This is a genomic window from Streptomyces sp. NPDC052107 (genome assembly GCF_040680215.1).
Taxonomy (GTDB): Bacteria; Actinomycetota; Actinomycetes; order Streptomycetales; family Streptomycetaceae; genus Streptomyces.
Genome location: NZ_JBFAWG010000060.1, coordinates 1 through 20,253, shown reverse-complemented (window position 1 = coordinate 20,253; position 20,253 = coordinate 1). Strand labels below are relative to the sequence as shown.

Below are 20,253 nucleotides of genomic sequence, written 5' to 3'. Positions count from 1 at the left end.
CAAGGCGACCGACAACTTTTCCGTCCTTGACAAATTTGTTTGTCGGTCAGATCCTGGAGCGGTGCTGGACGTCACTGTGATCGAAGAACCCGCCGCGGCCGAGGCGTCCCTGGACCTGACACGGTCCCGGATCCCGCCGCCCCGACCGAGCCCGGTCCGACCGGCCGCCACGCCCCGACGGGAGGTCAACTACCGTCATCGGACGGCGACTTGACTCGGTCGGACGACGAACGCATCGCGGTCCGTTCCCACGACGGGGTCCCCACCTTCCACCACTCCCCCGGCGTCGTGCCGAGGCGCCACCACCTCTTCGGCACGGATACAGACGGCGCCGAGGCCGCCTGGCAGCGGTGGCCGACCGGCCTCATCGCCTGACGCCCCGCGCCCGGCACTACCGGATCATCTGCACCCGCAGCGGTCCGTGCCCCCACTCCTTCCGGACACTCCCGCCGCGCACACGGCGCAAACGCCTACCAGCAGCCCTGCAACACGCAGCTACACCACCAAGGAAAATCCCATGCGCACCGTGATCAGCACCGCCTTCATCTCGCTCGACGGCGTCGTCGAGGCGCCGGGCGGCGAACCCGGCTACCGCAACAGCGGCTGGACCTTCAAGGAAGTGGAGTTCGTCCCCGAGGCATTCGAGATCAAGGAGCGGGAACAGCTGGAATCCACCGCGATCCTGATGGGCCGGGTCAGCTACGAGGCGTTCAGCCCGGTCTGGCCGGACATGGTCGAGTTCGCGCACTACAAGCTGATGCCCAAGTACGTCGTCTCCACCACCCTCACCGAGGACAAGCTGGTCTCCAACTGGGGCGAGACCGTCATCCTGCGCTCCCTCGACGAGGTCGCCGCCCTGAAGAAGACCGAGGGCGGCCCGATCATCGTCCACGGCAGCGCCTCCCTCAACCACAGCCTCTCCGACGCCGGCCTGATCGATCGCTACCATCTGCTCGTCTACCCGCTGCTGCTCGGCGCCGGCAAGCGCCTGTTCAGCACCACGGACAAGGACACGCAAAAGCTCGAGCTCGTCGAGCACGACACCTACAGCAACGGTCTGCAGAAGCAGGTCTTCGACGTAATCCACTGACGATGCTCCGGGCATCCAGCCCTGCCGGCGCCTGCGAGGACGGACGCCACCCGGCCGCGATGGCACCAGCCGATCCGCCAGCGGCAAGGGCCGGGCAACACAGCTCGCCCTTCGGCCGGCCCGCATTTCCCAGCGGACCCCCGCAGTTTGAAGGAGCCCGGCTCTGCGGCCAGGGCGAGCAGGTGCGGTACTTCCACGCGATGGCCTCGATCGTGCCGCGGTGATCGGCCCGCCGTCGCCCACGAACCGGATCGGCCGGCATCAATGGCTCGATCTGGTCCCGCATCGCATCACTGATCGCCCATCGGACAGACACATCCGATCAGCTGCTCAGCCCATCGCAGCGGCACGCCCTACTCCTGTGGCACCGCCCGGTCCTCCTCCTCTGTGGGCAGTCCCACTGGGCGGCGACCCGGGGGCTGTTGGGGCTCGGGGCGCACGGGTGCGTGCGGCAGACGGCGGTCCACCGGGGTGTCGGCGGTCAGGGTCGTCGGCTCCCCGTAATGCAGCACGACCAGCGAATCGCCGTCCACCAGGTGGTACCGCACATGGGACGAACCGATGTCCACCTTGAGCCTGCATCCGCGTACCAGCAGTGTGAACGCCACCCTGGACAGCTCCTCCGGCAGGCGCGGTGCGAAGGCCAGCAGAGCCGGTTTCCCGTCGTCGCCGGCGTACCGGCGCACGCCTCCGAAGCCGGCGACCAGCGCGATCCACGTCCCGGCGAGGGAGGCGATGTGGAGCCCGTCACGGGTGTTGTGTTCCAGGTCGTCCAGGTCCATCAGCGCGGCCTCGCCGAGGTAGGCGTAGGCCAGGCGCAGATGGCCGGTCTCGGCGGCGAGCACCGCCTGGAAGCAGGCCGACAGGGAGGAGTCGCGGACGGTCAGCGCCTCGTAGTAGGCGAAGTTGCGTGCCTTCTGTTCGTCGGAGAAGGCGTCCGGGCACTCCGTCATCGCCAGCACCAGGTCGGCCTGTTTCACCACCTGCTTGCGGTACAGGTCGAAGTAGGGGTAGTGCAGCAGGAGGGGGTAGTTCTCGGGCGGGGTCGCCTCGAAGTCCCAGCGCTGGAGACTCGTGAAACCGGCCGACTGCTCGTGCACGCCGAGCGCGTCGTTGTACGGCAGCGCCATGCGGGCCGCGGCGTCCCGCCACGCCGCGGACTCCTCGTCGTCGACACCGAGTTCCGCGGCGCGTTCCGGATGACGTACGGCGGCGTCCGCGGCCGAGACCAGGTTCTGCCGGGCCATCAGGTTGGTGTACAGGTTGTCGCGGGTGATCGCGCTGTACTCGTCGGGCCCCGTGACCCCGTCGATGTGGAAGACGCCTTCCGCGTCGTGGTGTCCGAGCGAGCGCCACAGCCGCGCGGTGTCCACCAGGAGGTCGAGCCCCTCACCGCGTTCGAAGTCCTCGTCCCCGGTCACCATGACGTACCGGTCGGCGGCCATGGCGATGGCGGCGTTGATGTGGAAGGCGGCCGTTCCGGCCGGCCAGTAGGCGGAACACTCGGCACCCTCGATCGTGCGCCAAGGGAACGCCGCCCCGGCAAGCCCCAGCTGACGCGCGCGTTCCCGCGCCGCCGGAAGCATCTGGTGACGCGCCCTCAACGCCGACGCGACGGCCTCCGGAGCGGTGAACGTCAGCACGGGGAGCACGTAGGACTCGGTGTCCCAGAAGCAGTGCCCGTCGTACCCGGTTCCGGTCAGGCCCTTGGCGGGAATCGCCCGGTTCTCACCACGGGCCGCCGCCTGGAGCACATGGAAGAGGGCGAACCGCACCGCCTGCTGGATGCGCGCGCTGCCCTCGACCTCGACGTCCGCGCCCGCCCAGAAACGATCCAGGTACGCCCGCTGTGCCGCGGCCAGACCGTCCCAGCCGGTGCTGACAGCGGCCGCCACCGCCGCGTCCACCTGATCGTGCACCGCCGGCAGCGAACGCTCCCCCGACCAGCCGTACGCCACGAACTTCACCAGCCGGAGCGTTTGCCCGGGCACCAGATCCGCGGTCACCGTCAGACGGCTGACGTCAGCCTCGCACTGCGCCGTCCAGCGGGTGCTCTCCGGCCCTTCGACGAGATGGTCGGCCGCTGCCCCCACCCGCAGCGCGCTGCGGTCGGTGCGGTGCACCAGCCGCAGCCGGGTGTCGTACGCGAAGTTCTCCTCGGCCACCAACGGTGACTCGATCGCCGCGGCCACGCGCGGATCGCCCTCGAATCGCGGCAGCTGCGCGTTGGCGACGAGCTCGGACTGCACGGCCACCGTGGTCGGCCCGTCGACCGGCTCCACCTCGTACACCACCGCGGCCACCGCTCGCTGGGTGAAGGACACGAGCCGCCGCGAGGAGATCCGCACCGTACGACCGCCGGGTGAGGTCCATCGTGCGGTGCGGCTAAGGATGCCCGAGCGGAAGTCCAGGACGCGCTCGTGCGCGACCAGTCGGCCGTAGCGCAGGTCGTACGGGTGGTCGTCGACCAGCAGCCGGAAGATCTTGCCGTCGGTGACGTTGATCATCGTCTGGCCGGACTCGGGATAGCCGTAGCCCGCTTCGGCGTAGGGCAGTGGATGCCGTTCGTGGACGCCGTTGAGGTATGCGCCGGGCAGTCCGTGCGGCTCTCCCTCCTCGAGGTTGCCGCGCCACCCGACGTGCCCGTTGGAGAGGGCGAAGACCGATTCGCTCTGCGCGAGCACGTCCAGGTTCAGCTCGGTCTCGCGCAGACACCACGGCTCGACCGTGAAGCTGGGATGGGTGATCACCGGTCCTCCAGAAGGTCGGCCAGGTCACGGACCACCACATCGGCGCCGTGGGCCCGCAGTTGCTCCGCCTGGCCCACCCGGTCGACGCCCACCACCACACCGAACCGTCCCGCCCGCCCGGCCTCGACGCCGGCGAGGGCGTCCTCGAACACCGCGGCCTCTCCCGGATCCGTGCCGAGCCCTCGGGCCGCCTCCAGGTAGGTGTCCGGGGCGGGCTTGCCCCGCAGCCGGCGCTCGTGGGCGACCACTCCGTCGATCCGCTCCTCGAACAGGTCCTCGATGCCGGCCGCTCGCAGGACGTCCCGGGTGTTCGCACTCGACGACACCACCGCGCAGCGCAGGCCCGCCGCCCGCGCCGCGTGCACGAACCGGACGGAGCCGTCGTAGGGTTCCACCCCCTCCTCGCGGATACGCCGCAGGACCAGCTCGTTCTTCCGGGTGCCCAGGCCGTTCACCGTCTCCGCCTCCGGCGGGTCGTCCGGTGATCCCTCGGGCAGGTGCACCCCGCGTGCGGCGAGGAACGTGCGCACGCCGTCCTCACGGGGCCGCCCGTCCACATACTCGTCGTAGTCACCGACCTCGTCGAACGGCACGAACTCGGTGCCCTCGCGCGTCGCGCGCTCGCGGAGATATCCGTCGAACATCTCCTTCCAGGCGGCCGCGTGCACCTTCGCGGTCTGGGTGAGCACCCCGTCGAGGTCGAACAGGCAGGCACGGACGTGCGCAGGAAGCCCCAGCATGCCGTAGAGGCTAGAAGGCACCTGCGGACGGGCGCGGCAGGACACCGTCCGGCACGCAGGGAGACACCCGGTCGGTCGAGGCGGTGCGGGCGGCCTTGATGCCGTGCGAGTAGCACGCGTGGCGGGCGGCGGCCGCGCGCAGCCTGGTGACCGGGCCGCCGGTGAGTGGGCGCTCACGGATTTGAGCGCCACCCGCCAGGAGGATGCGGGTCCGCCAACTGGCTACATGAATGCGCAGCCAGGGCCATGGAGGGCGGGAAGCCACGGCGAGGCGACCAAGGACTGTGTCAGGGCGCGTCTTCACACAACTCCCCTCCCCAGGGACAGGCGCGGCAGCGACAGAGCTGCCGCCGACGGAAGGCCCCGGTCCGATCGGAGATGGACCGCGGTACGACCTCCGCACCCGCGCGGATGCCCCGGACCGTCGAGGGGGCACCAACGCCAAAAAGGAACGCCGTGAGGCTGGCCTGCAAGACCGCCCGTCGACCCCGCGCCGGAATCCGAACGCGTGGTCCGCGCGGGTGATCGACAAGATCGGGATCTGGCGGCGCGAGCACAAGTGGTCCGCACAACGGATCACCCACGAGTTGGCCGACATCGGCTTCATCAGGATCGGCGTGTCACGACCTGCGGCCCGCGGCTACGCGCACACGCGGTAGCCGTTCAGGCCGGGCAGCATGATGTCCAGAACGATCAGGTCGTAATCCTGCTCCTGCGCCAAGTGCACACCGGTGACGCCGTCATGGGCCACATCCACGGCGAAGCCCTCGGCGCCCAGGCCACGGGCCAGGGCGGTGGCGAGGCGTTTCTCGTCCTCCACGATCAGCAGGCGCATGCGTCCAGCGTCTCAGCCCCTTCCTGAAGTGATCTTCAGGAAGCTTCAGCGGAGCTTCAGGATCCCTCGCCCATGGTGGACGGCGTCAGAACGAAACAGTCACCAGGTAGAAAGGGCAACCTCATGAAGTCCCTCGAGCACACGCTGACCGGCCGCCGCCGTACCGTCGCCGCGCTCGCCGCCACCCTGGTCCTCGGCGGAGCCGGAGCGGCGACCGCCACCGCCTTCACCGACGAGGGCGACCACGACGACACCCAGGTGGCCGCCACCACCTCCCCCGGCACCGACCACGACGACCACGACAACGACGCCACGCTGATCAAGAGCGCCAAGGTGGACATCAAGCAGGCCGCCGGCACCGCCACGAAGTCCGTCGCGGGCACGGTCACCGCCGTCGACCTGGAGGGCCAGAACGGCAAGCCGGTCTGGAAGGTCGACGTGACCGACTCCAAGGGCACCGAGCACGAGGTCACCGTCAACGGCACCGACGGCCAGGTCACCGCGACCAAGCCCGACCGGGACAACGGCTCCGACGACCGCAGCGGTGACGCCGCCCTCGCCAAGTCGGCCAAGACCGACCTGGCCGAGGCCGTGGACGCCGCCCTCGCCAAGGTCAAGGGCACCGCGACCTCCGCCGGCCTGGAGAACGACCACGGCAAGACCACTGCCTGGCACGTGGACGTGACGGACACCAAGGGCAAGGACCACGAGGTCACCGTTGACGCGGCCAACGGCAAGGTCACGGCCGCCAAGACCGACGACGACAACCACCACGGCAACGACTCCGGCGACCACGACGAGGACTGACGGCACAGCACCGGCGTACGACGGACCGGGCGGGGACCGCTCCGGCGGACACCCCCGCCCCGCCCGGTCACACCGCGCTGTGGGGAGGCCGTACCGCGTGCGCCGGGCTACGCTGCCAGGCGGGGGCTGTCGTGGATCACGGAGGCAGCCATGCCGAAGCCCGAGCTGTCGAGGAACAGGTCGTCTCTGGGGCACAAGCTGCGCTATGCCGTACGGCACCCTGGTCGGATCCCTCCCTATCTGCGCCGGGCCGCGCGGAACACCTGGCTGGGCCTGCGGCACCGTGACCACGTCGCGTACTACCGCGCCGTCATGGCCTCCGACACCGCGCGCAGCCCCGAGCGTGCCGTCGGCAGCGGCTCGGAGGCCGGCTGGCTGGCACTCGGGCAGATGCAGTTCGACTACCTGCTCGAACACAGGGTGAAGCCGCAGGACCGGATGCTGGAAATCGGCTGCGGGAACCTGCGCGCGGGGTGGCGGTTCATCGACTACCTCGCACCCGGCCACTACTACGGGATCGACATCTCGCCGGACATCCTCCTCGAGGCACAGCGCACCCTCGTCCGCCGGGGCCTGCAGGGCCGCCTCCCCCACTTGGCCCTCGTCGAGAACCTGACGCTCGACTTCCTGCCCCCGGGCTGGTTCACCGTGGTGCACGCCCACAGCGTCTTCTCGCACTCGCCGCTCGAGGTGATCGACGAGTGCCTGGCCAACGTCGGGCGGGTGCTGGCCCCCGGCGGCTTCTTCGACTTCACGTTCGACCGCACGGAGGGCACCGAGCACCAGGTGCTCCACGAGGACTTCTACTACCGCACCGAAACCCTCCTCTCGCTGGCTGGACGGCACGGTCTGAGCGCCCGCTTCATGGACGACTGGGAACGGCGCCCGCACGGCCAGTCGAAGATCCGGGTCACGCACGCGATGGCGGCGTAGCGGTTCAGCGACACCCATCGATCTCCATGGGTCCGCTCGGCTTGGCGAGCAGATGCATCAGACCTGGTGAGAGGCCGGTAAGAGGAGTTGCCGACAGCCTTCGGGCGCTGCCGTCGGTGGGTTCGGCCAGGCACACTGGCTGCGCCGACCGTCCCGGAGGAAGCCCCACCCATGGACAGCACACGACAGCGGCTCACGATCCTGCGTCCCCGTCGCAGCCTGGGCACCGTGTTCGCGCTCTCCTTCGCCTGCGTCACCGCTGCCACCACCCTCCTCGGCGGCTTCGTCAGCTACAACGTGGCGGCGCAGATGGTGCGGGTCGACCAGGACGACGTCTTCCGCGGCGTCGTGGGCGACCTCCACCAGCAGGTCGCCCAGCACCGTCTGTCGCCGGCGGACTACTTCAGCGTGAGCCCCGACACCGACAGTCCCCGCGACGACCTCTCGCGCCGCATCCGCACCGACGTCCAGGTCCTCGGTGCCGCGGGCCGTGTCGAGGAACGCGGTTTCCCGGCGCTGAAGGTCCGCGCCCCCGACCGAGCCGCGGCCGCACACGGCAAGGCCGGGCACACCATCTACTACAAGACCGAGATCGAGGGTGAGCGCTATCGGGTGGCCACCGTCGCACTCGGCGGCGGGCGGGGCGCCGTACAGGTGGCCCAGCAGTACAGCGACACCGAGGACCTGCTCCGGGAACTCAAGGAGCGCACCGTCGAGCTGAGCGCCGTCGTCATCCTGGTGGCCGGCCTCGCGGGCTGGTGGCTGGCGCGCAGGATCGCCGGACGGCTGGTTCGGCTGACCCGGGTCGCAGAGCACGTGGCCCGCACCGGCCGGCTCGACACCGAGGTCCCCGTCGCCGGACAGGACGAGGTCGGCAGGCTCGGACGGGCGTTCGACGGCATGCTGGGACGGCTCGCCGCGTCCGAGGAGATCCAGCGTCGTCTGATCCAGGACGCGGGGCACGAACTGCGCACCCCGCTGACCTCGCTGCAGGCCAACGCGGCTCTCTTGGACCGCATCGACCGACTCCCGCCGCAGGCCAAGGCGGACCTGATCGCGGACGTGAAGAGCGAGACCCGCGAACTGGTCAACCTGGTCAATGAGTTGGTCGAGCTGGCCGCCGGCGACCGGGATGCAGAGCAGCCCACGGAGGTGACCCTCGGCGCCGTGGCCGAGGACGCGGCCGCCCTCACCCGGCGCCGCACCGGCCGGGAGATCCTCGTCGACGCCGACGACACCGTCGTACGAGTCCGGCCGGCCGCGGTGCAGCGGGCGCTGTCCAACCTGCTGGAGAACGCGGCCAAATTCGACCAGAACGGAACCGAGCCGATAGAAGTCGCGATCACAGGCACGCGGTTGGAGGTGCGCGACCGGGGACCGGGCCTCGCTGATGCCGACCTGTCCCGCGTCTTCGACCGTTTCTACCGCGCCGACAGCGCCCGCAGCCTGCCCGGCTCCGGGCTGGGCCTGGCGATCGTGCACGCCGTCGCCCTCACCCACGGCGGCACGGCCTTCGCCCGCAACCGCCCCGGCGGCGGCGCCGTCATCGGCTTCACCGTCGCCCCTGCCTCCCGCGTCGAACACCCTCCTACGGCGCCGACGGCCGACTCCGCCGCCACGCCTCGCTGATCGGCAGAACCGGCCGGGGCGTCCTCAGAGCACCCCACGCCGGACAAGCACTCCCAGCGTGACGAGCCCCGGCACCAGCGGACGCCACACCGTCGGCAGCCGGTAGCCGAGCACCGCCGCGGCGGCGGCGACCCGGGCACGCCCGCTGTCACGAGCGCGAACGCGAGGGCAGCGTCCTGCGAACCCACACCGCCCGGTGTCGGCACCAGCACCGCCGCACTGCTCGCCGTGAGGTAGGCCAGAGCCACGTGGCCCGGGGGCACCGGCACACCCAGGCCCGTGCGACAGCGACGACCACCGCGGTGTGCAGGCATCGTCGTCGTTCCGCGGGGACCCGTTCGGGCCGCAGACGCGGCTTTGGCGGCTGCTGATGGACGTCGAACCGTCGTAGGCGAACGACCGTTACGGGACAACGGTGAGAGTCAGTCGCCAGTCCCGCGAGGGTGGGCCGTGTCGGTCGGGAGTGTAGGTGTCGGCTGAGTTGAGTGTGGCGCTACCCGCGGAGGCGGCGGGCGCGCTGGCGGAGTGGGTGCCGCCGGGCATGGTGTGGTCGTCGAGCACCGTGACGGTGTTCGGGTTCGAGCTCCTGACCGTCGCCCAGCTGTAGTTGGCCGACGACTTGAGGGTGATGCGGATCGTTGTGCCGATGTGGAGGCAGGCGGTGCGCAGGGGGTTGTCGGCCGGCGGGTAGAGCACTGTGACGGTACCGATGAGGCACCGTCGGGCGGAACTGGAGGCGGCCGACCCGGCGAGGGTCGGGCTCCCGAGGAACGACCGGGTCGAGGCGGGGGCCGAGGGGCTCTTCTTGGCGGGCGCGGTGACCCCGGTGTCCGATGTGCAGGCGGCGGCTGAAACGATGAGGGCGAGCACCACTGGTGAACGGGCGCCAGTGCGGCGGTGCCTCACGATGCCCCCAGGTGGAGTCGGGACAGTCCAAGAGTGGGGACGCGGCTGTCGCTCGATCCGTTGCGTGGTCCGGCGGCTCTCGCTCTCCGGTTACGGGCGATACAGGGAAATCCCTTGCGCCGATACAGAGGAAACCCTGTGTTTTTACTGTGAGTTGACTGCACTGCGTAAATTCTCGGTTGCTTCGCGCCACACCGGCTGCATCTCTCTTGTTGAGTGACATGTCCGGTGCAAGCATCCCGGATTGCGAACACGCGCTCCATCGGCGTGAACGTCCTTCTCCTCCCCACATGCCGGGCGACCTCCGGCTGGCCGAAAGGATGTTCCGTGTCCCGATCCAGACGCAGACGCGGCCGCATAGCCGCGCTCACCGCGATCCTGACCGCAGTCCCCGCCCTCTGGCTCGCCGCTCCCGCGGCCCAGGCCGACCCCACACCCCACACCCCGGCGGCCCACCACTCGGCCGACACCGGCCCCGACTCCCCGCCAACGGCAACTTCAACTGGCACACCAGGCTGGCCTCGTTCACCCTGCCCAACTGTGGCTCCACCGCGACCAACGACTTCTCGATCGGCGTCAGCCCGGCCTCGTCCAGTGTGGCCGCCGGCAATGCGGCGACCACCACGGTGTCCACCGCTGTCACCTCCGGTTCGGCACAGTCGATGAGCCTGTCCGCGTCCGGGCTGCCCAGCGGTGCGACCGCGAGCTTCAACCCCTCCTCCGTCACCGCGGACGGCTCGTCCACGCTGACGGTGGCCACCTCCTCGTCGACGCCGGCGGGGACGTACAACATCACCGCCACCGGTAAAGGACGTCTCCGCCACCCACACCGCGACCTACGCGCTCATCGTGACCTCCGGCAGCGGCGGCGCGATCACCAACGGCGGCTTCGAGACCGGCAGCCTGTCCGGCTGGACCTCGTCGGGGACCACCTCGGTGGTCAGCTCCGGCGCGCACAGCGGCACCTATGCCGCCCGGGCCGGCAGTACGTCGCCGACCAACGACAACTCCTCGATCGCCCAGACGTTCACGGCCCCGTCCGGGACCAGCACGCTCGGCTTCTACTACAACGTGACCTGCCCGGACACGCTCACCTACGACTGGGCCACGGCCACGCTCAAGGACAACACCACCGGCACCACGACCACCGTGCTGGCCAAGACCTGTGTGTCGTCGTCCGGCTGGCTCCAGAAGACCGCCTCGGTCACGGCCGGGCACAGCTACACGCTCACGCTCATCAGCCATGACGACAACTACACGGGTGACGCCACGTACACCCGCTACGACGACGTGACTCTGTCCTGACCGGCGTCGGGCCAGAGATCGGTTTCTGAAGCGTCGTGCCCGGGGCGGACCAACGGCCCTGCGCCGGTGTTCCGCCCCACCTCGAACGTCCTCGTCTGAGGGCGTACTCCCCCCCCATCGACGACAAGGGGTCTCCTCATGTCGCGCACTGCTGTCCGTAGATCCGTGGCGACCGCCACCACCGCCCTGCTGTCGTTGGGCGGTCTCCTTCTCGCGTCTCACCCGGCACTGGCCGACGTCTCCAACGGCGGCTTCGAATCCGGCAGTCTGACCGGCTGGACCTCCACCGGAACCACCTCCGTGGTCGGCTCCGGTGCCCACACGGGTACGTACGCCGCCCGGGTCGGCGGCACCTCACCCACCAACGGCGACTCCTCGATCGCCCAGACCTTCACGGCGCCCACCGGCGCCACCCAGGTGTCGTTCTGGTACAGCGTGACCTGCCCGGACACGCTCACCTACGACTGGGCCACGGCCACCCTCGCCGACACCACGGCCGGCACGACGACGACCGTCCTGGCCAAGACCTGCACCAACGGCCAGGGCTGGAAGCAGGTCACGTCCTCCGTGACCGCCGGGCACAACTACACGCTCAAACTCGTCAGCCACGACGACAACTACACCGGCGACGCAACCTACACGCTCTACGACGACGTGGCCTTCGCCACCGCCGCCCCGCCGCCCGGCCTGACCCAGGTCAGCACCGACCCGTTCACCAACACCTCCAGCCAGCACGCCACCGAACTGGAACCCGACACCTTCGCATACGGCAACACGATCGTCGCCTCCTCCCAGGTCGGCCGGTTCACCGACGGCGGCTCCTCCGACATCGGCTGGAACACCTCCACCGACGGCGGCACCACCTGGCAGCACGGCATGCTCCCCGGCATCACCACCTACCAGGGGGGCGGCAGCTGGGCCCGCGTCTCCGACCCGGCCGTGGCCTACGACGCCAAGCACGGCACCTGGATGGTCGCCGGTCTGGTCATCGACTCGAACGTCAACGGTGCCGGCGTCACCGTCAGCCGCTCCACGAACGGCACGAGCTGGCAGAACCCCGTGATAGCGGTAGGCAACGACGGTAAGGGCTACGACAAGGAGTGGATCGTCTGCGACAACTCCGCCACCAGCCCCTACTACGGCACCTGCTACGTCGAGGTCGACGTCACGTCCTCGGGCAACGCGGTGGTGATGAGCCGCTCCACCGACGGCGGCGCCACCTGGTCGACGCCGGTGGCACCGTCCGGAGGCCCGAGCGGCCTGGGCGGCCAGCCTCTGGTCCAGCCCAACGGCGCGGTCGTGGTCCCCTACTCGGCCAACGGCAGCGCCGTCCGGGCATTCAGCTCCACCAACGGCGGCTCCAGCTGGTCCTCCAGCACGCTGATCGCCAACGTCTCCAGCCACGGCGTGGCCGGCAACCTGCGCGACGGTGAGGGCCTGCCGTCCGCCGAGATCGACGGCTCCGGCAAGATCTACGTCGCCTGGCAGGACTGCCGCTTCCGCTCCGGCTGCCCGGCCAACGACATCGTCTACGCCACCTCCACCAACGGCACCAGTTGGTCGGCCGTGACCCGCGTCCCGATCGACGCAACCACCAGCGGCGTCGACCACTTCATCCCCGGCATCGGCATCGACCCCGCCACCTCCGGCGCGACGGCGAAGATCGGCCTCTACTACTACTTCTACCCCAACGCCAACTGCACTGCGTCCACCTGCCAGTTGGAGGTCGGCTACATCTCCTCCGCCAACGGCGGCAGCACCTGGAGCAGCCCGACCACGGTCGCCGGCCCCATGTCCCTGTCCCAGATCGCCGACAGCACGCAGGGCAGCATGGTCGGCGACTACATCTCCACCTCCGTCATCAGCGGCAAGGCCGTCTCCGCCTTCGCCGTCGGCAAGCCCCCGGCCAACGGGCAAGCCTTCGACGAGGCCCTCTACACCGCCGGCCCGCTCACCGTCACCGGCGGCAGCGCGCGCTCCACCACCCACGGCGCGACGACAGTCGCCGCACCGCATCGGTCCGCTGGGTCCGTGCCGTTGCCCGTCCGGCGCTGACCTCTCCACTGTCCGCTCCGAGGTGCGTTCCGGTGTCCGCCGGAGCGCACCTCGGCCACGTGCTGGGGTGAGAACTTGGCTGTTATGCGCTGTTGCAACCCCGCAGGCACCGCGACTACCGCCATCGTGCGGGCCTGGTGATATTCCAGTTTCCTTTCACTGGAAGGGAATTCGGACCCATTCCGGTTCTTTTCCCATGGCTCTTGGTGCGCCGGTCACGGGTCGCTAGGTTCGCTGGCGTGCGACGGCAGTGCTCTGCCCAGCACGTGTGGGGGGAGTGGCGATCGATGCCGCGACATGTCCATCAGCAACAGCAACGTCAACATCTCCACCAACTTCTTCCCGAGCAGCGGGGGAAGCGGTGCCGGGCTGCTACGACTACCGAAGAGTCCGATGAGCACCTGTAGCGGGTTCAGCTACAGCTACCTGACCCGCACGGACAACCTCACCTTCAAGCTGGTGCCCGGGTCCACCGACACCCGCTACTGGGGCAGCAACTGGGGCCAGACCAACGGCAGCTCGTTCCGCGTGTTCGCGTGGCCGGAGAACTCCGGCAACTACTCCTGGTGGGACCGCACCGTCCCCTCCTACGGCTTCTACACCCGCAACAGCGGGCAGAACTGCGCCAGTACCGACGGCGTGGTGACCAACTGGTGCCAGTACGCCGACTCCCGCGTCCTCGGCGCCTACCGGACCACCGGACTCATCGGCTTCTCCTTCAACGCCAAGCAGGACGGCAGCCATCCGTTCCCCTACACCCGGTTCGTCTGGTTCAACGAGTCCGACAAGAACCTCAACGGCTCCGGTGACCTGTGGGGCAGCTGGGGTGCCATCCAGTTCGCCTCGCTCGCGCCCAACTCGCTCGGCCGGGTGGGTCTGGAATTCGCCCGGGGCGGCGGCACCGCCGGCACCCATTACTACCCCGGCAGCGGCATCAACTCCCAGCCCGCCAACGCCATCGACACCAGCCCGAACTACTACCTGCGGGGTGCCGGCAACACCTGCACCTACGCTGGTCTGCCCCGCTGGGGCGACTACCTCACCGCGCGCCCTACCAGTCCGACCCGACCCGCTGGGTCGCCGCCGGCTATGCGAGAAGGGCGGAAACTGCGGCGCCGCCGGCGCCTACCCCGAGCCGCACAACGTTCTGTTCTCCTAGCATCACCCGCAGCAAGCGCTCCGGGGCCGGGCGAAGGACCGTCTCCGCCCGGCCTTCCGGGCCTTACCCGCAGAGGAACCGACCAGCACCGTGGGAAGTCCAACCCTTATGAAGAGCCACCTTCGGACCGCGCTCGCCGCCCTGGCGCTCGCCGCCGCGGTCTTGGCCGCCGGGTGCGGGGACTCTCACGGAGCCGGTTCGCCGGGCGCGCCCCACTCCGGGATCAAGGGCCGCACCATGGTCGACGGCGGCTGCCCAGTGGTCCGCGAAGGGAGCCCCTGTCCCGACCGGCCTCTGAGTGCCCGGCTGACCATCACCAGCGGCGATCCAGAACGGACGGTCGCCGAGACCACCAGCGATGCCGACGGCCACTTCCGTGTCTCGCTGCCGCCAGGCACCTACACCGTCCGCCCCGCCAACCTCACCGGCGCCGTCGCCCCGATCGCCCAACCGGTGTCCGTCACCGTCACGAGCGGGCGGTTCACCACGATCGTCATCCCCTTCGACTCGGGCATCCGCTGAGGCCCTCCGCTGCTCGTCGGGTGCTGCGGGAACCGGACGGCGGACGAGGACGTCGCAGTGACATCCGGTGGTGCGAAGGAGTGGTCATGATGATGGAGGACTGCAGACGCGGTCGAGGATCCTGGCCCTCGCTCGCGGCCGCCCTGGTTGCGCTGTCCTGTCTGCTGACCGCCTGCGCAGGCAGCGGCGGCGACTCGGAGGCCGGCTCGGCACCGCCGCCTCCTTCCGCGAGTCCGCCCGCCGCTACTCCCTCGGAGGGCGGCCCCAGCACGCCTGGATCCCCCGGCTCGCCCTCCCTAACAAGGTCGGCGACACCACCGTCGTCGCCGTCGACACGAGCCCCGTCCCCTCATGGGACGGCCTCCGCGTCCCCGGGGTGCGATGCGGGCTCCGCCACTGTCGCCCACGGCCCCGGCGACGCCTCCGTCCATGCCCTGTGTGTGCGATCCGGTACGACGGTGACCGTGGTCCTGGAGCCCCGCGCCCAGGGCCCCTGACCGCAACCGCGTAGCAGCAATCCGATGCTAGCGCTGGTGACCTCCTCCGGAACCGACAGCAAGGGCGTCACCCGGGTCACGGTGCGTGCCGCGCGCACCGGGACGGTGGCCGTGACCTGGGGTCCCGAGAGCGCGCCCCTCTTCGCGCTTCGGCTGAGTGTGGCGGCGTATCCGGTGCAGTGAGCCCGAACGACATACGGCCGGTGCGCCCCCGGGAGCGGGGTTCGCACCGGCCATCGTCGTGCGGCGTGGCGTACTCGGTCGGATCAGTCCTTACGGCCCTTGAGGCGCCGTACGTCGAAGGACCAGATGCCGCGTCCGTGGGTGGCGGCGTACAGCTTGCCGTCAGGGCCGAGGCGCAGTTGCATCACGGCCGTGGTGGGCAGGTTGTGCCCCAGGACCAGCCAGTTCTTGGCGCCGGCGGGGCGGTAGAAGGTGGCCAGGTCGGTGCCGAGGGCGAGGCCGCCGTTCGGCAGGAGCTTGACCGTGTCGGCGGGGACGTCGGGCAGGTTGGCGGAGATGTCCGTCCAGCTCGCGCCGCCGTCCTTGGACTCGAAGACGTGGCCCACGCCCGCGCCCGGGCCCTCGGTGAAGCGGCGGGAGAAGCCGTTGATCGCCACGTAGACGTGCTGGGCGTTGGCCGGGTCGATCTCGAAGCCGGAGACGTACCGGTTGGGGATGGTGCCGTCGACCGGGAGGTTGAGCTGGTGCCAGCCGGTGCCGTCGGCGTTGCCGACCGCGATGCCCCGGGTGAAGCCCTGGTTGTTGCAGGGGCCGCACCAGCCGACGTAGACCGTGCCGCCGGAGGACGCCACGGCCGTGGCCACGTGGCCCTCGCCGAGGTCATAGGCGTTCGCCCACTCCTTGCCGGAGCGGATCGCGAAACCCTTGGTGTTCACCCACACGTGCCGGCCACCGGCGATCCAGGTGTTGGTGTCCTTGGCGTCGGCGGTGATCGGCGCGATGAAGCGGGCGCCCGCGCCGCCCTGGTCCTTGTCCGGCGGGGCTACCTCGTACTCGGTGGCCTTGGTCGGGTCCGTCGCCCAGGAACCGTCGTTCACGCCGCAGTTCTGCGTCACCCACATGTCGAGGTAGACGTACTCGGCGGCGATGTTGCAGCCGTTGGCCGTGCCGGCGATGGTGTCGCCGCCGTCGCCGCCGAAGTTGGAGCCCATGACCTTGTCGTGGCCGCGCAGGATCGACTGGCCGTTGTCCTGCAGGCCACCGGTGACGGAGACGCCGCCCCGGTCGAGGTCCTTGCCGACGCCCACGGAGTAGTACTGGAGGGCGTCGATGGTGCCATCGTTGAGGGACTGCCAGTCCTTGGCGTGGCCACCGGAGTCGACGGCGCCGTTGAGCGGTCGCCGGTAGATGCCGCCGTCGTTACCGACGTACGCCCAGTTCTTGCCCTTGTAGCTGCCGATCGCGACCGCGTGCTGGTCGGAGTGCGTGGTCGGTGAGCAGTCGCCGGTCTGCTTGACCGGGTCGATGCTCCAGCAGGGGAAGGGGAAGTTCCAGTACGGACCCGGGGTCGTCCAGGTCGAGCCGCCGTTCTTGGTTTCGAAGACCTCTTCCAGACCAAGGTAGACGTGGTCAGCATTGGCCGGGTCGACCTGGAGGAACTGGTTGTACCAGGACTGGATGCCCGGCATGTAGCCGGCACTCTGCAGGGCCGACCCGGACGCCTTCAGCTTGGTATAGTCCGCGATCAGCGTCCACGGCCCGAACGGCGAGCCGTTTTTCGACGCATACACGCCCTTGAGCCCGCTGTCCGGGTTGGCCGCCATCTGCGCCGGCGACTGGTCGATGGCGTACAGGCGCGAGCCGTCGGCCGCCGCGGCGAACGTCATGTTGCCGACATCAGCGCTGCTGGTGGGCAGGTCACCGAGGCCGCTGACCGGCTTCCAGCTGCCGTCGTCCTGCTTGGCGTACAGCCCGTTGTAGGTGTCACCGCCGCGCCAGCCCACCGCAAGAAGGACCTTGTCCGGGTCCTTCGGGTCTACGGCGATGTCGTTGGCGATGTTCTTGTACGGCGCGCCGGGGTCGTCCGCCTTCGAACCGCCCGGCAGATAGTCCGGGTTGGGGGCGAACTCGTGCTTCCAGGGCCCGGACAGGCTGGTCGTGGAGTGCGACCAGACCCCGGTGCTGGTGGCTGCCCACACCTTGGTGCCGGCGAAGCGCAGCGCGTGGATGACGGTGGACTCCAGCTCGGCACCACCGACGCGGTCGCCGGGCTGGAACTGCCCGTGGCGCGGGTCTTTGAGGACGTACACGCCCGTCCCCACGAAGGACGTCGCCCCGGTGTTGGACTCGCCCGTGGCGTACCAGAGTCGCTTCTGGCCGTCCAGGGCCAGGGTGCCCGTCGACAGGGACGGCAGCTTGTCGGAGATCGGCTTCCAGTGCCCGCCACCGGTGGCGGACCGGAAGACACCGCCGTTCGCGCCGCCCGCGTACACATAGCCCTGGTCGTCGGCGGCGATCCCGGTGATCCGGCCGGTCACGTCGCCCGCGCCGCCACTGGAGTTGGAGTTCACGTCCCGGTAGCGGGGGTCGTCGGCGTTGTACGCCTTCTTGGTGACGTGGTCCCAGCTGCCGTTCGTGTGCCGCATCGACTGCATCTGCTGCCAGGCCGCCCCGTAGGCGCCGGGCGCGACCACGCCGGGTGCGGTGCGGGCCTCGGTGAACTGGGCCGTCGCCTCGGCGGAGTTCTCCGCCTCGTCGGCCCCGTCGTCATCGCCCTCCGCGGCGAACGCGGACATTTCATGGCCTGCGTGCACCGCCTTGATGTGCTGCCGGCCCATGGCGGCCAGGTGGCGTGCCTGCCAGGGCCGGGGTCTTGCGTTGTTCGACGCCGCGAACGACTGGGTGCTTACCAGTCCGAACGCAGCTGCTACGACGGTGCAGGTTATGAACCGTCGCTGGTGCTTCGGGGGCAACATGCCCTCTCCTCCCTGCGCCGGGCATATGGGGGTGTGCCGGGCGCAGAGGGGATCTTGGCGTGACCACAACAGTCACACAAAGGGCTCACAGGAAAAATGGTGGGTTGTTTACCTTGCGCCTCAGATGAACCCGAAGTCACGCTCGCCACAGCGTGTTTCGAGCGCGCTCCGATCACCGGACGAACCGATGCGGCCGAGCCTTCAGGGCTCCCGTCGCGCGCGGCGTGGCCGCGACCGCAGCAGAGGCGCCGTCGTCCCTGCCGGTGGAGAACAGCCCGCTGTAGGCGTCCGTGGAGTCCTGCGGCACGTTGGTGTTGGTCTCGACGAACAGCGGCCGTACAGCGGAGCGGCCATCTGTAGCATGGCCCTCATAGTCGCCGAGGAAGTGGCCTCCGGCGTAAGGGGCCTTGAGCCAGTCGAAGACGCGGGAAATACGGCGCTCGGTCGCACGGTTTTCCGCATCACGGGGGAAGGTGACCAGCCAGGCGGCGGGCAAGGTGGTGGCGTTCCCTCGTCGACCCGCGCACCGACACCCTCTATGACGTCTTCGGCTGGCAGACGTACGACATCGACTACAGCACCGGCGTCAAGTCGAGCGACCAGGGCCGCACATGGAGCAAGCCGGTCACCGTCGCCAAGTATCCGGTGATTCCCGCGCCGTCGCTGTGTCCCATCGGCACGGGAACCGCGGCGACGCGTTGTCCGAGCGTCAGCAGCCCGCGGACCCGTGCGGGGCACCCGGCTTGGGCAGCAGTCGAGCGCTGAGACGGTCCGAGCTCGGCCAGCGTACGTCGTGAACCCAGCGAAGCTTCTCGAACATCCAGATGAGGCGGGCCGACGGGTCGAGCTGGCCCGGCAGCACGCCGTGGCGCGCGCCCGTGGGATCGGCGTGATGTGAGTTGTGCCAGCTCTCGCCGAAGGACAGCAGTGCGAGCGGCCAGAAGTTGGTGGCCCTGTCCCGGCTGGCGAAGGGGCGCCTGCCCGCGACGTGGCAGATCGAGTTCACCGACCAGGTGACATGGTGCAGCAGCGCCATCCGGATCACGCCGGCCCAGAAGAAGCCGGTCAGCGCACCGGTCCAGGTGCCCGTGACGAACCCGCCGACCAGCGCCGGGGCCAGGAGCGAGACGGCAGCCAGTGACCCGAAGAGGTGACCGATGAGCCGAAGATCGGGATCGGCGGCGATGTCGGGCGCGAACCTGGCACGGTTGCTCAGTTCACGCTTCAGCATCCAGCCGATGTGCGCGTGGAGAAGTCCCTTGAGCAGCGCGCGGGTATCGGTCCCGTAGCGCCAGGGTGAGTGCGGGTCACCCTCGCGGTCGGCGAAGGCGTGGTGGCGCCGGTGGTTCGCCACCCACTGGACCGGCGAGCCCTCGACCCCCAGCGAACCCGCGACGGCCAGGGCGATCCGCAGGCCCCGCCGTGCCTTGAACGCGCGGTGCGTGAAGAGGCGGTGATAACCCACCGTCAGGCCGAAGCCGGACACCAGGTAGGCTACCGCAGCCATGCCGACGTCGAGCGCGGACAGGCCCCATCCCCACACGAACGGCACCACGGCGATCAGGGAGATCGGCGGGCCGACGACGAAGATCCACATTGCCGCCCCCGCCGCGGCCGTCTGGGGGGCGTCGAGCAGCGGCTTGACCCCGGCATCGGCATCATGTTCGACAGCGGTCTGTTCGGTACGGTCGACGTCGCTCGGGTTCATCGGTTCCTCGTCATCGCTCAAGCCTTTTCGGAGCCGGCGCCGGACCGACCTGGATCACGCGCCCGAGTGCTTTCGAACGCGCTCGGCGGTCCTGGGCTCAGGATCGCACTGGGCGGCATCCGCGCAGGTCGTCGCGGATGTCCAGGGCATGAACGTCGCGGGACTGAATCTCCGTCGGCTTCTGGCTCAACCAAGTCGAGACAGGGCCCGTATTGACATGTAGGCAGGTTGGCACCCTCAAGTTCGGCCAGATCCGGGCAGGCGGGCCTCCGTGCGCTCTCAGCTTGGTGTTTAACCTCGGCCGTTCACCTGACCCGCTGATCTTGGTTCGTTCTCGGGACAGCAGGACGGCCGTTCTTCACGCTTCGAGGTGTCGAG

15 protein-coding genes and 2 pseudogenes are annotated in these 20,253 nt (G+C 69.6%); 10 read left to right on the top strand and 7 right to left on the bottom strand.

Features of this window, described 5'->3' with window-relative positions; translation table 11 throughout:
• The first annotated feature begins 210 nt into the window (after positions 1-210).
• Together AB0M27_RS35980 and AB0M27_RS35975 are read left to right on the top strand one after the other, a co-directional pair.
• Positions 211-375, top strand: a complete 165-nt coding sequence (locus AB0M27_RS35980; protein WP_365728260.1) for a hypothetical protein — start codon at positions 211-213, stop codon at positions 373-375.
• 142 nt (positions 376-517) lie between these two features.
• Entirely contained in the window at positions 518-1,090 is a 573-nt protein-coding gene (locus AB0M27_RS35975; protein ID WP_365728259.1) for a dihydrofolate reductase family protein, read from the top strand.
• A gap of 169 nt (positions 1,091-1,259) precedes the next feature.
• On the opposite strand, the pseudogene AB0M27_RS35970 reads toward AB0M27_RS35975, so the two are convergent.
• The 4 genes and pseudogenes from AB0M27_RS35970 to AB0M27_RS35955 all read right to left on the bottom strand — a co-directional run.
• Positions 1,260-1,406 (bottom strand): annotated as a pseudogene (locus AB0M27_RS35970) (IS5/IS1182 family transposase); the annotation flags it as partial.
• Positions 1,407-1,443: 37 nt separating this feature from the next.
• Entirely contained in the window at positions 1,444-3,840 is a 2,397-nt protein-coding gene (locus AB0M27_RS35965; protein WP_365728256.1) for a glycosyl hydrolase family 65 protein, read from the bottom strand.
• A complete protein-coding gene (locus tag AB0M27_RS35960) occupies positions 3,837-4,580 on the bottom strand; it encodes a beta-phosphoglucomutase family hydrolase (RefSeq protein WP_365728254.1) in 744 nt (247 codons plus the stop codon). The genes AB0M27_RS35965 and AB0M27_RS35960 overlap by 4 nt, the downstream gene beginning before the upstream one ends.
• A gap of 643 nt (positions 4,581-5,223) precedes the next feature.
• Positions 5,224-5,415, bottom strand: a pseudogene (locus tag AB0M27_RS35955) (response regulator); the annotation flags it as partial.
• Between the two features lie 123 nt (positions 5,416-5,538).
• Between AB0M27_RS35955 and AB0M27_RS35950 the strand changes: the two are divergent.
• The 8 genes from AB0M27_RS35950 to AB0M27_RS35915 all read left to right on the top strand — a co-directional run bounded on the left by AB0M27_RS35950 (position 5,539) and on the right by AB0M27_RS35915 (position 15,411).
• The gene (locus tag AB0M27_RS35950) at positions 5,539-6,222 is read left to right on the top strand and encodes a PepSY domain-containing protein (protein WP_365728253.1); all 684 of its coding nucleotides are present in this window, start codon (positions 5,539-5,541) and stop codon (positions 6,220-6,222) included.
• Positions 6,223-6,372: 150 nt separating this feature from the next.
• Positions 6,373-7,155, top strand: a complete 783-nt coding sequence (locus tag AB0M27_RS35945; RefSeq protein WP_365728251.1) for a class I SAM-dependent methyltransferase — start codon at positions 6,373-6,375, stop codon at positions 7,153-7,155.
• 171 nt (positions 7,156-7,326) lie between these two features.
• Positions 7,327-8,784, top strand: coding sequence for a HAMP domain-containing sensor histidine kinase (locus AB0M27_RS35940; protein ID WP_365728249.1), 1,458 nt, complete (start codon positions 7,327-7,329; stop codon positions 8,782-8,784).
• A gap of 469 nt (positions 8,785-9,253) precedes the next feature.
• Positions 9,254-9,391, top strand: coding sequence for a hypothetical protein (locus tag AB0M27_RS35935; RefSeq protein ID WP_365728248.1), 138 nt, complete (start codon positions 9,254-9,256; stop codon positions 9,389-9,391).
• A 1,148-nt stretch (positions 9,392-10,539) separates the two neighbouring features.
• Entirely contained in the window at positions 10,540-10,995 is a 456-nt protein-coding gene (locus AB0M27_RS35930; protein ID WP_365728245.1) for a hypothetical protein, read from the top strand.
• Positions 10,996-11,133: 138 nt separating this feature from the next.
• Positions 11,134-13,050 carry an exo-alpha-sialidase gene (locus tag AB0M27_RS35925; RefSeq protein WP_365728244.1) on the top strand — a complete coding sequence of 639 codons (1,917 nt, stop codon included), beginning with the start codon at positions 11,134-11,136 and terminating at the stop codon, positions 13,048-13,050.
• Between the two features lie 1,267 nt (positions 13,051-14,317).
• On the top strand, positions 14,318-14,731 hold the full coding sequence (locus AB0M27_RS35920) for a carboxypeptidase-like regulatory domain-containing protein (protein WP_365728242.1): 414 nt from the start codon (positions 14,318-14,320) through the stop codon (positions 14,729-14,731).
• 533 nt (positions 14,732-15,264) lie between these two features.
• Positions 15,265-15,411: a hypothetical protein gene (locus tag AB0M27_RS35915; RefSeq protein WP_365728240.1), complete on the top strand. Its 147-nt coding sequence runs from the start codon at positions 15,265-15,267 to the stop codon at positions 15,409-15,411.
• Between the two features lie 83 nt (positions 15,412-15,494).
• On the opposite strand, the gene AB0M27_RS35910 is transcribed toward AB0M27_RS35915, so the two are convergent.
• The 3 genes from AB0M27_RS35910 to AB0M27_RS35900 all read right to left on the bottom strand — a co-directional run bounded on the left by AB0M27_RS35910 (position 15,495) and on the right by AB0M27_RS35900 (position 19,875).
• Positions 15,495-18,167: a glycosyl hydrolase gene (locus AB0M27_RS35910; RefSeq protein WP_365728238.1), complete on the bottom strand. Its 2,673-nt coding sequence runs from the start codon at positions 18,165-18,167 to the stop codon at positions 15,495-15,497.
• 172 nt (positions 18,168-18,339) lie between these two features.
• Entirely contained in the window at positions 18,340-18,663 is a 324-nt protein-coding gene (locus AB0M27_RS35905; RefSeq protein WP_365728236.1) for a hypothetical protein, read from the bottom strand.
• A gap of 213 nt (positions 18,664-18,876) precedes the next feature.
• Positions 18,877-19,875, bottom strand: coding sequence for a fatty acid desaturase (locus tag AB0M27_RS35900; protein WP_365728234.1), 999 nt, complete (start codon positions 19,873-19,875; stop codon positions 18,877-18,879).
• Positions 19,876-20,253: the final 378 nt, after the last annotated feature.